We start from the raw sequence: 13,295 nt of genomic DNA, 5'->3' as shown, positions 1-13,295 counted from the left end.
GAGGGATATCAAACGAGGAAAACACAGTGAACACTAACGAACAAGACCGCCGCCGCTTCACCCGGATCAACTTTGATGCCGAGTGCGAAGTGCATTACAGCGGTGGCGCCATTGTCATGCAGCTGATCGATATTTCACTGCGCGGTGTATTATTGCAGTTCAACCATCCGCTGGCACTGGATATCGGCGGCGAAGCAGAAATCAATATTTACCTCGCCAACGATGTATTGATCCGCATGAAAACCCAGCTGAACTATGCTGAGCCGCCAAATTATGGTTTCTTTGTCAAAGAAATAGACCTGGACAGCATGTCCCACTTGCGTCGCCTGCTTGAACTGAATTTGGGTGACGAAACCTTATTGGAACGGGAACTGGAACAGATGGTACTGGATTAAGCATCTAGATCTGATCCAGTGCATCAGCCAGAACACTGACACCTATCACCTGTATCCCCGGCACGGGCTCCTTGGGCACATTGGCCTTTGGCACTATCGCTCTTTTGAACCCGTGCTTGGCCGCTTCGCGAATGCGTTCCTGGCCATTGGGCACCGGGCGAATTTCACCCGACAACCCCACTTCGCCAAACACGATCAATTCATGCGGCAAGGCCTGATCACGAAAACTGGAAACAATAGCCAGTAACAACGCCAGGTCGGCACTGGTTTCCAATACACGCACGCCGCCAACGACATTGACAAACACATCCTGATCGCCGGTCATTAGTCCGCCATGACGATTTAGCACCGCCAACAACATCGCCAGACGATTCTGATCCAGACCCACGGCTACACGGCGCGGATTAGACAAATGCGACTCATCCACCAATGCCTGCAACTCAACCAGCAAAGGCCGCGTCCCCTCCCAAACCACCATCACCACACTGCCCGCACTGGGCTCATCCCCCCGCGTCAGGAAAATAGAACTGGGGTTACGTACCTCTTTTAAACCGGTTTCCAGCATGGCAAACACACCCAGTTCATTCACAGCGCCAAAGCGATTTTTATGACTGCGCAAGGTGCGAAAACGACTATCAGACGACCCTTCCAACTGCAGCGAACAGTCAATCATATGCTCCAATACTTTGGGGCCAGCTAATGAGCCATCCTTGGTCACATGTCCCACCAAAAACAGCACCGTACCGGTTTGCTTGGCAAAGCGGGTCAGGTAAGCGGCGGATTCACGCACCTGGGATACAGAGCCCGGAGCTGACTGTACATCTGCTACATGCATCACCTGAATCGAATCGATAACGATCACCTTCGGCTTAAGCTGCTGTGCCACATCACAGATAGTCTCTACGGAAGTCTCCGATAGCATTTTCAGATGATCTGCCTTCAACCCCAGACGCGACGCACGCAGAGCGACCTGCTGCAAGGACTCTTCACCCGTAACATAGAGTGCAGGGTAATGTCCGGCAAGGTGGCACAGGGTTTGTAACAACAACGTACTCTTACCGGCCCCCGGATGCCCGCCAATCAACACCGCAGAACCCGGCACCAGCCCTCCGCCCAGCACACGATCCAATTCACCTGTGCCAGTTGGAATACGCGGCATGGCTTCAAGATCCACCTCGCCCAGGCTGACAACACGCTTACGCGCACTCAGACCTGAATCTCCGGCATAGCCATCAAAGCGTGCGCCGCGGCTAGAACCTGCTGCGGATGCACTACTGAGTCGCACCTCGGTCAGGGTATTCCAGGCACCGCAGGCACTGCACTGCCCCTGCCACTTGGTGTAGTCAGCGCCACAGTCATTACAGACATACGCGGATTTTGCTTTAGCCATGTCCACTATTCATCCGACATTGAATTAGAAGTTCAGTATATGCATAAAGATGTGATATGTTAAAATTATATCTAGTATAGAATCATTGGTGCAACAACTTGTGAATGAACTAAAAATTACAGAATTTCCAAAAACCAGGTATTACGGCAGTAAACGACAACACCTAAGCTGGATCCATGCAATTACAAAAAACATTGAATTTGAAACTGTTTTAGATGTATTTGGTGGTACCGCAAGCGTCAGTCTACTTTTTTTAAAGATGGGAAAAAAAGTAACCTACAATGATAACCTAAAGTTCAATGCCATTTCAGCCGATGCAATTTTAAACAAACCCAATACCAATATAATAGAAGAATGCTGTGAACTAATTAAAGACGTTGTCCCATATGCTGGATTTGTCTCCAATACATTCAATGGAATGTATTATACCGATGAAGAAAATATGTATATTGATGGTTTTAGTCGATTTATAGAAAAAATAAATGGACCGCATAAAAAAGTGCTTTATTATGGATTTTTTCAAGCATGCCTATCCAAAAGACCATACAACCTTTTCCACAGAGCGAATTTAAACATGAGACTTAAAGATACAGATAGGTCATTTGGAAATTTAACAGCATGGAATAAATCATTTGAAAAATGGATAACACACAATCTAAGAGAATTTGCCAAATTAGATATATCCGGAAAATGCGAGATCAAATGTCAAGACGCTTTAGATTTAGAAAATAACCATGATCTAGTCTACTTAGATCCACCATACATTTCAAACACGAAGTATACAGAAAGCTACTTATCAAGATATCATTTTTTAGAGGGAATAGTAAATTTTGATGTATGGAATGATCTAATAGACCACAATACTAAAACAAAGAAATTCAAAGACAACTATCCAGAAAATACATGGAATAACAAATCAAAAACCAAAGAAAAACTTTTCGAACTTATAGCTAAGCACCAAAAATCAAAGATAGTATTTTCGTATTGTGACAAAGCCTGCCCATCATCAGAAGAAATTATAGAATTCATGAACTCTATATTTAACACTGTAGATATTCATTACAAAAACAGCAGGCACTCATTATCAAAAAAGGATAGAAACGAATTAATTTTTATTGGACGCTAACCATGAATATAAACCACATCATGTGTAACATACGATTATCAACAATAGTAGTCTCAATCCTAATAATTGTATTATTATCAACAGGATACTATTATTTTGTAATTGATAGCAGCAATATGATTGGTACGCTATCTGGAGGAATATTAGTAACAACATTATTTTCAATAGTACAAGTCATGTTGGATAAAAAAAGATATGATGAAATTGACAAATATAACAAATTAAAAGTAAAGAAAATAATAGATCAACGTGATGACAAGAGCTATTATGAGAATTTAATTTCTAATTGCACGCACAAGCTACATATAATGGGTGTTTCATGCAATAGATTCATTGCAGACTTTGCTGATCCAGAATCACGTGATCATGTCTTAATAGATATACTCAAAAGAAATACCGAATTAAATGTTAAATTTCTAGTAGCAAATTATGAACATGCACCTACAGACATTCAAAATAATTTTCATGAAATTAAAAGAAAAATGGAAGAATTAAAAAAACAATATCCAGAACAATTTGATTATAAATATTATAACCACAACCCATCTCATAGCTACTTTAGGATTGACAGCGATGTATTAGTCGGCCCTCACTTTGAAAAAATATCCTCAAAAAACAGCCCTGCAATTCACTTAGACATCAATAGCTCTTACGTCTCAAAATATATAAGCTATTTTGATGACGAGTGGGAACTTGCTAAACATGGTTAGTATAAAGGCATCGGCAAGAATACACTCAGGACTAATATCAATGCATGAAAATGCATATAGAAAATTCGGCAGCGTCGGATTTTCTATAACCAATCCATATTTAATAGTTAATACCTTTAGGTGCAATTCGGGAATAAAAATAACAGATGAAAGACTAGAAAAAATCACTAACGATAAAATCATACATCTACTTAAGATTATTGAAGACATTTATAGATATTATAATATAAATGGGGGATGCGAGATTATAATTGAGGGGGATTTATTCCCACACATGGGACTAGGTTCAGGAACAGCACTAACCTTATCGACAATTGAGAGCATCCTGATTCTAAATAACATTAATTATAATGATAGTGATCTTATTGCTTTATCAAAAAGAGGTCGAACTTCAGGAGTAGGCATACAGACTTATTTTAAAGGTGGTGCTATTCTAGATTTAGGGCAAAAATTCAACAACTGTCACTGGGCCCCCAGTAGTTTAAACTTCGCAACCAACATATCAAATCTATTAAGTAGAATTGATATACCAGATTGGGAAGTTAACTTAATTTTTCCACACACAAAAAATAAAATACACTCAAACAAAGAAAGAGATTTTTTTAATAAAAACCTTCCTCTAGATGAATATGAATCATTCCGCTCCAGTTACCATTTAATATTTGGATTATTTGCATCTTTTTTGGATAACGATAAAAAATCAGCCATCAATAGTTTACAAAGTATTAACGATTTAAAATGGAAGGAGTTAGAAATAACTAACCAACCAGCTTCTTCAGATTTATTGGAATATTTAAAAAGCAAAGGAATTAATGCATCCATGAGCAGCATGGGACCAACTTTATACTCCTTTTCCACCTTAAAGGAACTTTCGATAAAAAATTTTAACTATTTAACAACCAAGCCAAATAACCAGGGAAGAGTACTCCTAAATGTTTAAGCTTATTTTTTTTACCAGCAGCAAAATTAAGCTTGCTCACGCTAGACATTTACTAAAAGAAACGGATATAGAGGTAGTTGGCTTTAAAGAACACTCATATATGGCAGACTACATAGAGCCAAGAATCAGCAATAGAATGGAACTCTTAAAAATTAGTTATGAGGGTGCATTGGATCAAGCAAAGAAAGCTAAACTAAACTTAGAAAACCCATTCATCCTTGAAGATACATCGGTTAACATTTATGCACTTTCTAAGAAGTATGGCAAAGAGACACCGGGACTAGATATTAAATATTGGATGAAAGAAATTTCATTCAATAAACTGGACAGCGAGCTAAAGTCTCTTGGAAATAATAGAGTTGTAGAAGTTAGATCAGATCTAATAGTTCATATTCCAATTCATTTGCGCGAAAAGTACGGATCAAAATTTTTACACTTCACGGGCAAAGTTTTTGGAAAAATTATTAATAACGAAATATTATTTAATACACAGTCTCTTTATCCATGGCTAGATAATAAAACATTCAATAAATGGTTCTGCCCTGCAGACCAAACAAAACCAATCAGCATGCTAGATATCAAAACTGCTGATAGATACGATTTTAGAAAGTCCTGCTTTAATCATTTAATTAATTTCTTAAACAATGAAGGATTATTGAACTCACGAAAACCATATGAACCAAGACTTGACTCTAGCATAATATTAAATAAAAACATAATACTTGTTGGTTTGCAGTGTACTGGAAAGACAACTTCCGCTCAATACATGTGCGATACGTATGATTACTTTCATATTGAAGCTAGTGATTTCATGCATCTAATGTTTAGAAAACTACATAGTGTAAAATCTGATATTCCAGTAAGCTCTTTCGCAATGGAAATGCTAGCAAGAGACCCTGTTGCGATAGCTCGGGAGGTAGTAGAATTTATTGAGCAATATAACGTAGGTCCTGTAGTTATAACAGGTTATAGAATGATTAAAGAGGTAGATTATACTAGAGAGTGCCTCTCTTACGCAGATTTCGAATGCTACTTCATTAAAAGTAGCACCAGTGCAAGAAAAGATAGATTTATAATCCGAAACCGAGGACAAGAAGAGTCTTTTACCTCCAGAGATGAAAGGGAATCTAAGATGGGCGTTGGAGATATGAAAACCGCTTATAACTGCATCAACAACTCTAAAGAAATCCCCCATCTATTCAACAAAATTGACCAGACAATTTTTTCAAAATGGAATTACACTCACACTCCAAAAGCAATTGTTACCGATCTTTTTGAGAAAATATTAATAGCACTTGATACTAACTGGACCAATGAAGTTGAAAGTGAATTCTTTACCACCACCGAAATATCTAAACTTATAAATAGTTCATCAAATAATATTGAAAACTCCAAACATAAAGACAATATTAGCAGATTTTTCAATCAGAAAGATTATGTATTTTTTGATGTTCACTTAATTAATGGCAGAAAAAAATATAGACTCTCGAACACTGGAAGAAGTATGGCAAAATTAATTTGTAAAAAACAATCTACTTAGCAATACTTCCTACATATAAAGCATATTGAAAATTTATACTTCCTGAATTAAGAAAATAACCATAGACTGGTGTTAATCACAAAAGCCAAAATCGGCTACCTTGGCATCCTCCAGACACTAAACTAAAATTTAGTGACGAACTCCCTCCTCAGGACGGCCATGCCCGACCGCGAGAATATTCCTGGCCGCATTAATATGCGCGGTTATGAGTGACACCACACTCACAGGTCCAGTCTCTTATTCCAAGATCAGCTCTACCTTTCGGGCTGTTGGGGCTAAGTGCACCGTAACACGAGGTAGTGTTCAGAATTCTGTGTCATTTCGATAAACTAAGCAAAAACGAGATGACACATGACCAAACCAAGCTTCGATATGGAAGCCGCTTTAGCCCAACTGCGTGAAGGCAAAGATCTCACAGGCAAAGACGGTATTCTAACGCCGCTTATCAAACAATTGACTGAAGCAGCCATGCAAGCTGAGCTTGATGAGCACCTGTCGACTAAAGAGCAGCCTAATCGTAAAAATGGCTCGACGTCAAAGACCGTCAAGAGCCCCGCTGGCAGCTTTGAGCTCAACACACCCCGTGACCGCGTAGGCTCATTCGAGCCACAGTTGGTTAAGAAACATCAAACCCACTTAACCGACGAGCTTGAGCGCAAGATTATCGCCTTGTTTTCGTTGGGTACCAGCTATCAAGATATCCGCATGCACATTGAAGATCTTTACGGTATTCACGTGTCCAATGGCACTCTCAATGCGGTGACCGATAAACTCCTGCCAGAGCTTCAGGCGTGGCGTGAGCGACAATTAGAAGCGGTGTATCCGATTGTCTGGCTCGATGCTATTCATTACAAAATCAAGGAAAATGGCCGCTTTGTCAGCAAGGCGGTGTATACCATCCTGGGTCTCACTGTCGAGGGTAAAAAGGAGCTTCTAGGGCTTTATCTATCCGAGTCTGAAGGCGCTCACCATTGGCTTAGTGTCCTCACTGACCTGCATAATCGTGGCGTTCAAGATATTTTAATTGCTTGTATTGATGGACTCAAAGGCTTCCCTGAAGCCATAGAGTCCATTTATCCGAACACGGAAATACAGCACTGCATTATTCATCAAATCCGCAACTCGTTGAAATACGTGGCTAGTAAGAACCAGAAAGCGTTCATGGCTGATCTCAAATGTGTTTATAAGGCGGTGACATTAAGTGCGGCAGAAAGCGCTCTGGACGACCTGGAGGCCAAATGGGGTGATAAGTATCCCATTGTTATTAAATCCTGGCGCAATAAGTGGATGACGCTCTCGGCCTATTTTAAATACCCAGATTACGTACGCACCGCCATCTACACCACCAATGCTGTTGAAGCTGTGCATCGCCAGTTCCGTAAGCTGACCAAAACCAAAGGAGGGTTTAGCAATGAGAACAGCTTGCTCAAGCTGTTGTACGCGGGTATGTTAAAAGCGTCTGAGCGGTGGTCACACCCGGTGCAAAACTGGAACCTGACCCTGTCGCAGCTGACCATTCACTTCGACGGCCGTCTGGATGGTTACATTGACCTATGAAAACCTGGCTGACACAGAATATTGAACACCCTCTAACACGAACAGACTTGGGTTGTGTAAGCTTCATCAACTTCTTTGAAAACAATGCCTGCGTGATCGCACTTATCTTTCAACATGGCTTTCAATTGGCCCCAACCAGCATCCAATACCAACTTAGCCATCGGGGTTTTGACGAGTGTGATTGATCTCACATTGCCCACTGTGATCTCACCACAGCGATTCACCAACTTACGAGAGAATTTATGCAGCGCATTCTTGCGCCGATTTGTAATCTTCGCGTGAATAGCTTTTATCCGTTGTTTTTTTTATGAGCTCTCTGAGCTTTGGTCAGCTTAAGTTCTAAGTCGCGGCAAAAGTGAACAGCTTCCACAGTACTTCCGTCTGAGCAGGTTGCAGTTGTTTTCAATCCCAGACCAATCCCAATCCCAATCCGGTCCTGCCCGTTAGAGATCTGAGAGTTAACCTCAACCACCGCATTAAAATACCAGCGTCCTCTGGCATCCTCATTGAACGAACCCGACTTGAAGGTATATTGGCATACTCCGTAACTATCCCAAATCTTGAAAAATTGGCCGTTGTGGACGACTTGACCGTTTTTGAGATGAACACAATCCTTACGTACTGGCACCCAGCTCAGTGAGCGATGTACACCACAGCTCTTTCGCCAGTTAAGTTTATTTTTTTGAATTGATTACGGCGCGTGGCGTATTCATGCCCGATCATTTGCACAGTCGCAGTATTTAGACCCAGTTCTTTGCTTGCGCCCTTCGTATAGGCTTGTAAGTCGTAGACAGACAACCAGACTTGGCGTTCTCGAATACTTCGGCTACTGAGATCACTGCAGCAACTCCACACTTGATTTACAGCAAACGCCCATGCATTCAGCACAGATACGTGCTTATCACGCACTCTTACCTTTAATGTTTTAATATGGCGAATGGTATTAATAGCTGATAGTATCACCTTAAATATATTAAGTGTAAATACAATCGCTAATGCTTTACTAGTGCGACTAGATGATATCTGTTCAGAGTTATGAGCAAACGGCAGATTTGATTGCTTGAGTTTTAGCAGCAAGCCTTACTATAGCCGTTTTTTACTAGAACCCAATCTAACGATTCATACATCAAAATTGATCGACACTCTGAAAGCTATGTTAAGCAGACTTATACGAAAATAATTTTCGGTCCATTTACGACACTATCATCAGGAACATGAGTTACAGTGAAGGGCTGACTACATCCTTCCCTCATAAAGAATAACCAATAGCCATATTGCGTCAATACATTGAAAAGAGAACTAATCTGTTGTTGTCCACACTACCCATCTCCACCCAAATCAGCGACCATATGGATAAATATTCTCACACGGCCAATTTAATACCACCTCCAGCCACTGGCTGACATAACACTAACAAAACAGAGATAGTCTAATGAAACTTGAAACTCTAGCGCTACACGCCGGTTACAGCCCCGATCCAACCACCAAAGCCGCCGCAGTTCCCATTTATCAGACCACTTCTTACGCTTTTGATGATGCCCAGCACGGCGCCGATCTGTTTGACCTCAAAGTACCCGGCAATATCTACACCCGCATCATGAACCCGACAAACGACGTGCTGGAACAACGCGTGGCCGCACTCGAAGGCGGCATTGCCGGTCTGGCTGTCGCCTCAGGCATGTCGGCCATCACCTATACCATCCAGACTCTGGCGGAAACCGGTGATAACATCGTTTCGACCAGCGAGCTGTATGGCGGGACTTACAATCTTTTTGCCCACACCCTGCCACGCCAGGGCATCAACGTACGCTTTGTCAATAAAGATGACTTTGCTGCTATCGAAGCACAGATCGATGCACGCACAAAAATGCTCTACTGCGAATCCGTAGGTAACCCATCAGGTGGCATTTCTGACGTCGAGAAACTGGCCGAGATTGCTCACCGCCACGGTATTCCATTAGTCGTCGACAATACCGTTCCCAGTCCTGCCCTATGGCGGCCAATTGAACAGGGCGCTGACATTATCGTCACAGCGGCGACCAAATATATCGGGGGACATGGCAATTCTATCGGTGGCGTGATTGTCGATTCGGGCAAATTCCCCTGGGCAGAGCATAAAGAACGCTTCCCGCTGCTGAATACACCGGATGTATCCTACCACGGCGTGGTGTACACCGACGCCTTTGGCCCTGCCGCGTTTATCGGGCGCTGCCGGGTAGTACCCCTGCGCAATATGGGTGCCGCCCTGTCTCCCATGAATGCGTTCCTGCTGCTGCAAGGCCTGGAAACCCTCAGCCTGCGCATGGAGCGTATCTGTGAAAACACCGCTAAGATCGCTGCGTTTCTGCAGCAGCATAATGCGGTTGCCTGGGTGAATTATGCCGGTCTGCCTGAACACAAGGATCATGCACTGGCACAGAAATATATGCAGGGTCAGGCCTCAGGCATTCTTAGCTTCGGCCTGAAAGCCGGACGTGAAGCCACTCGGCGCTTCTATGATGCACTGGAAATTTTCCTGCGCCTGGTCAATATCGGCGACTGCAAGTCGCTGGCCTCCATCCCCGCCGAAACCACCCATCGTCAGCTGAACGATGAAGAGCTCAAGTCCGCAGGCGTCTCTCCGGAAATGGTGCGCCTGTCGATTGGCATCGAACATATCGATGATCTGCTGGCTGATCTGGAACAGGCGTTGAGTAAGGTCTAACGACATCAGTAGCATATAAGGTCTTTATGCTACTACAGACATCGCAGAAGGTGGATAAGGTCGAGTCTGGCTGACCATCTGCCGCCAGGCCGAAAAATGCTCCTGCATTTTCGGCATTCCCGCCGTCCATGGCGGTCACGGCGGCAGTCGAGCCCCCATGGATGGGTTCACGGCGCGTCAGCCAGACCCGATTTGTCCGCCCCCACTAAGTTAAAGTAGCGCCAGCCGCCGAACCCGCCCCACAGCACGCTCATACTCCGCATCGACTTCATCATCAGCACTGACACAGAAGTTCAAATCAGTCAGCAAACCATTCTGCAAACCGTAGATCCAGCCGTGCACCGTGACATCCTGCCCCCGCGACCAGGCTTCGCGCATCACCGTGGTGTTACACACATTCTCGGCCTGTTCAATGACATTCAACTCGCATAGGCGATCAAACTGCACATCGTTAGCCTGCCACTCACCCACCAGTTGGCGGTGTTTGTGATAAACATCACGGATATGCCCTAACCAGTTATCAATCAAGCCATTGGAGCGTGCATCCAGTGCCGCTTTAACGCCACCACAGCCATAGTGACCCACCACCATAACGTGCTTGACCTTGAGCACCTGCACCGCATATTGCAAGACCGACAAGCAGTTCATATCGGTATGCACCACCAGATTAGATACATTCCGGTGAACAAACAGCTCACCCGGTAACAGATCAACAATCTCGTTGGCGGGTACGCGGCTGTCCGAGCAGCCGATCCACAGGTATTCAGGTGCCTGCTGCGCTGCCAGCGTCGGAAAAAAATCCGGTGATTCATTGCGAATACGCTCTGACCAGATTTTATTCTTATCAAATAAGGGTGACAGCTTTTTCATCCCTGAATCCTCATCGGTGATACTTGGCACTCAGCTCATGCACCGCATCAACAAATACACCCGCACTGGCCGGATCTACAAACTGATGTATCCCATGCCCCAGATTAAAGACATGCCCGTCACCTGGCCCGAAACGCTCCAGAATATCCGCCACTTCAGCACGAATACGCTCAGGCGAGGCATACAATACTGACGGGTCCATATTGCCCTGCAGCGCTACTTTATCGCCAACCCGACGGCGTGCATCGTCGATGTTAGTGGTCCAGTCCAGCCCCAGCGCATCCGCACCGGCCTCCGCCATAGTTTCTAACCACTGACCACCGTTTTTAGTGAAGAGTATCACCGGCACCTTACGACCATCATGCTCACGGATCAGCCCATCGACGATCTGGCGCATGTATCGTAGCGAAAACTCCATATACATTTGCGGACTAAGCACGCCACCCCAGGTATCAAAAATCTGTACCGCCTGAGCACCACTGCGAATTTGCTCATTCAGGTAATCCGTCACTGACTGCGCCAGCTTGTCCAGCAACTGGTGCATTACCTCAGGTGTGGCATACATCATCTGTTTGATATGACGAAAATCTTTACTCGACCCACCTTCAACCATATAGGTAGCCAGCGTCCAGGGGCTGCCCGAGAAACCGATCAGAGGCACACGGCCATTCAGGGCTGAACGTATGGTTTTCACCGCGTTCATCACATAATCAAGATCACTGGCCGCTTTAGGTATTGGCAAGGCCTCCACATCAGCAGCGCTGCGAATAATCTTGCGAAAACGCGGACCTTCACCGGTTTCAAAGTACAGACCCAGACCCATGGCGTCCGGAATGGTAAGGATGTCAGAAAACAGAATAGCCGCATCCAGGTCGTAACGCTCCAGTGGCTGCAAGGTGACCTCACAGGCCAACTCGGCATTCTTGCACAGACTCATAAAATCACCGGCCTGAGCACGCGTGGCTTTATACTCTGGCAGATAACGACCCGCCTGGCGCATCATCCATACGGGGGTCATATCGACGGGTTCGCGCAGTAATGCGCGAAGGAAGCGATCATTCTTGAGCTCGGCCATAACAACAGGGTCCTGTAGTCTACTGAAAATTTGTTGCGCCTATTGTAACTGGATTCAGAGAAAATTTCTGGCTGGATTGAAAGCCTATCGGCTAGTTTTTGAAGCTATGCTATTATGGTCCTAGCATAAAATGATTAAACTATAACCACCTTGACAATAAGCGAGCGTAATTGGTTAAACAGGCTGAAGTGATCAGTCTTCCAGAGAGTGCGGAGCACCATGACCACAACCACCATCAGCTGGTATTTGGCCTGGAAGGCGCAACAGAGTTCGATATTGCTGGGCATACCAAACCGGTAGGCTCGGGTATAGGTTGCCTGCTCCCCTGCTCAACTGATCATGCCTTTCGCGGAATGGGTGACAACAGCATCGTGGTGCTTAATCTGGCCCCTATCAACCCGGATCAGCTACTACAACCACGCATTGATGCCCTGTTCAACCAGTCTCGTTTTATCCACTGCAGCAGCGAACTGCAAGTTCTGATTGCCGCCCTCAGCCGTGAAATGCAAAAAAATCCGAATGACTCGCTATTACAAAGTGCCTGCAGCAACGCGATTGTCTGCGCGCTGCAACGCCATCTGGATCAACAGTTGGCGGGTTATCATCGGGTGCGCCTTCCTGGCAAGATCAATATGGATGTTATCGATAACTACATTACCCTGCATCTTGAGCGCAAAATTCGGGTCAGTGAACTGGCTGGGCTGGTGTTCCTCAGCAGCAGCCAGTTTTTTGATCGCTTTCGCCTGCAAACCGGCATGACCCCGCAACAGTACATTCTCAACAAACGCCTCAAAGGGGCGCAAGATGCGCTCACCCTGACAGACGACCCCTTGATCGAGATAGCCGGACGCTTCGGCTTTACCAATCAGAGCGCCCTAACACGCGCCTTTACTCAGCACCTGAACATCTCCCCAGCCCGTTACCGCAAATCGCCCCCTTCTGCATCCCAGACCTGATCTGCTAAGATCAAACCCACCTATCAAATCCA

General features: G+C 44.6%; 13 protein-coding genes. 8 read left to right on the top strand and 5 right to left on the bottom strand.

What is annotated here, in order from left to right:
* Positions 1–26 precede the first annotated feature (26 nt).
* Positions 27–395: a PilZ domain-containing protein gene (locus tag F5I99_RS01530; RefSeq protein ID WP_151053325.1), complete on the top strand. Its 369-nt coding sequence runs from the start codon at positions 27–29 to the stop codon at positions 393–395.
* A 4-nt stretch (positions 396–399) separates the two neighbouring features.
* Here F5I99_RS01530 and radA read toward each other — a convergent pair whose 3' ends face one another.
* The gene (radA, locus tag F5I99_RS01525) at positions 400–1,785 is read right to left on the bottom strand and encodes a DNA repair protein RadA (RefSeq protein WP_151053324.1); all 1,386 of its coding nucleotides are present in this window, start codon (positions 1,783–1,785) and stop codon (positions 400–402) included.
* A gap of 100 nt (positions 1,786–1,885) precedes the next feature.
* Between radA and F5I99_RS01520 the strand changes: the two genes are divergently transcribed.
* The 5 genes from F5I99_RS01520 (at position 1,886) to F5I99_RS01495 (ending at position 7,658) form a co-directional block, all read left to right on the top strand.
* Positions 1,886–2,911 (top strand): DNA adenine methylase, encoded by a 1,026-nt coding sequence (locus tag F5I99_RS01520; protein WP_191905921.1) that lies wholly within the window; start codon positions 1,886–1,888, stop codon positions 2,909–2,911.
* A gap of 116 nt (positions 2,912–3,027) precedes the next feature.
* Positions 3,028–3,621 (top strand): hypothetical protein, encoded by a 594-nt coding sequence (locus F5I99_RS01515; protein WP_151053322.1) that lies wholly within the window; start codon positions 3,028–3,030, stop codon positions 3,619–3,621.
* Positions 3,614–4,561, top strand: a complete 948-nt coding sequence (locus tag F5I99_RS01510) for a beta-ribofuranosylaminobenzene 5'-phosphate synthase family protein (RefSeq protein ID WP_191905920.1) — start codon at positions 3,614–3,616, stop codon at positions 4,559–4,561. Before F5I99_RS01515 ends, F5I99_RS01510 begins: the two co-directional genes overlap by 8 nt.
* Positions 4,554–6,101, top strand: coding sequence for a non-canonical purine NTP pyrophosphatase (locus F5I99_RS01505; RefSeq protein WP_151053320.1), 1,548 nt, complete (start codon positions 4,554–4,556; stop codon positions 6,099–6,101). Before F5I99_RS01510 ends, F5I99_RS01505 begins: the two co-directional genes overlap by 8 nt.
* Before the next feature lie 351 nt (positions 6,102–6,452).
* A complete protein-coding gene (locus F5I99_RS01495; RefSeq protein ID WP_151053319.1) occupies positions 6,453–7,658 on the top strand; it encodes an IS256 family transposase in 1,206 nt (401 codons plus the stop codon).
* Between the two features lie 32 nt (positions 7,659–7,690).
* On the opposite strand, the gene F5I99_RS19930 is transcribed toward F5I99_RS01495, so the two are convergent.
* Together F5I99_RS19930 and F5I99_RS01485 are read right to left on the bottom strand one after the other, a co-directional pair.
* Positions 7,691–7,951 (bottom strand): zinc ribbon domain-containing protein, encoded by a 261-nt coding sequence (locus F5I99_RS19930; RefSeq protein ID WP_151058877.1) that lies wholly within the window; start codon positions 7,949–7,951, stop codon positions 7,691–7,693.
* A gap of 340 nt (positions 7,952–8,291) precedes the next feature.
* Entirely contained in the window at positions 8,292–8,735 is a 444-nt protein-coding gene (locus F5I99_RS01485) for a hypothetical protein (RefSeq protein ID WP_151053318.1), read from the bottom strand.
* 355 nt (positions 8,736–9,090) lie between these two features.
* On the opposite strand from F5I99_RS01485, the gene F5I99_RS01480 reads away from it, so the two are divergent.
* Entirely contained in the window at positions 9,091–10,362 is a 1,272-nt protein-coding gene (locus F5I99_RS01480; protein WP_151053317.1) for an O-acetylhomoserine aminocarboxypropyltransferase/cysteine synthase family protein, read from the top strand.
* A gap of 210 nt (positions 10,363–10,572) precedes the next feature.
* Here the strand turns inward: F5I99_RS01480 and can are convergent, their stop codons facing one another.
* Both can and hemE read right to left on the bottom strand, forming a co-directional pair.
* Positions 10,573–11,232 carry a carbonate dehydratase gene (can, locus tag F5I99_RS01475; RefSeq protein WP_151053316.1) on the bottom strand — a complete coding sequence of 220 codons (660 nt, stop codon included), beginning with the start codon at positions 11,230–11,232 and terminating at the stop codon, positions 10,573–10,575.
* Positions 11,233–11,242: 10 nt separating this feature from the next.
* Positions 11,243–12,307 (bottom strand): uroporphyrinogen decarboxylase, encoded by a 1,065-nt coding sequence (gene hemE / locus F5I99_RS01470; RefSeq protein ID WP_151053315.1) that lies wholly within the window; start codon positions 12,305–12,307, stop codon positions 11,243–11,245.
* Between the two features lie 170 nt (positions 12,308–12,477).
* On the opposite strand from hemE, the gene F5I99_RS01465 reads away from it, so the two are divergent.
* Positions 12,478–13,263, top strand: coding sequence for an AraC family transcriptional regulator (locus tag F5I99_RS01465; protein ID WP_151053314.1), 786 nt, complete (start codon positions 12,478–12,480; stop codon positions 13,261–13,263).
* Positions 13,264–13,295: the final 32 nt, after the last annotated feature.

Origin of the sequence: Nitrincola iocasae (assembly GCF_008727795.1) — a bacterium.
Classification (GTDB): domain Bacteria; phylum Pseudomonadota; class Gammaproteobacteria; order Pseudomonadales; family Balneatricaceae; genus Nitrincola; species Nitrincola iocasae.
This window is presented reverse-complemented; position numbering and strand designations above follow the sequence as displayed.

Excerpts from the sequence above, each read along its gene's own strand:
- can (WP_151053316.1), bottom strand. The coding sequence starts at position 11,232 with ATGAAAAAGCTGTCACCCTTATTTGATAAGAATAAAATCTGGTCAGAG.
- F5I99_RS01505 (WP_151053320.1), top strand. The coding sequence starts at position 4,554 with ATGTTTAAGCTTATTTTTTTTACCAGCAGCAAAATTAAGCTTGCTCAC.
- F5I99_RS01510 (WP_191905920.1), top strand. The coding sequence starts at position 3,614 with ATGGTTAGTATAAAGGCATCGGCAAGAATACACTCAGGACTAATATCA.
- F5I99_RS01515 (WP_151053322.1), top strand. The coding sequence starts at position 3,028 with ATGATTGGTACGCTATCTGGAGGAATATTAGTAACAACATTATTTTCA.
- hemE (WP_151053315.1), bottom strand. The coding sequence starts at position 12,307 with ATGGCCGAGCTCAAGAATGATCGCTTCCTTCGCGCATTACTGCGCGAA.
- radA (WP_151053324.1), bottom strand. The coding sequence starts at position 1,785 with ATGGCTAAAGCAAAATCCGCGTATGTCTGTAATGACTGTGGCGCTGAC.
- F5I99_RS01480 (WP_151053317.1), top strand. The coding sequence starts at position 9,091 with ATGAAACTTGAAACTCTAGCGCTACACGCCGGTTACAGCCCCGATCCA.
- F5I99_RS01495 (WP_151053319.1), top strand. The coding sequence starts at position 6,453 with ATGACCAAACCAAGCTTCGATATGGAAGCCGCTTTAGCCCAACTGCGT.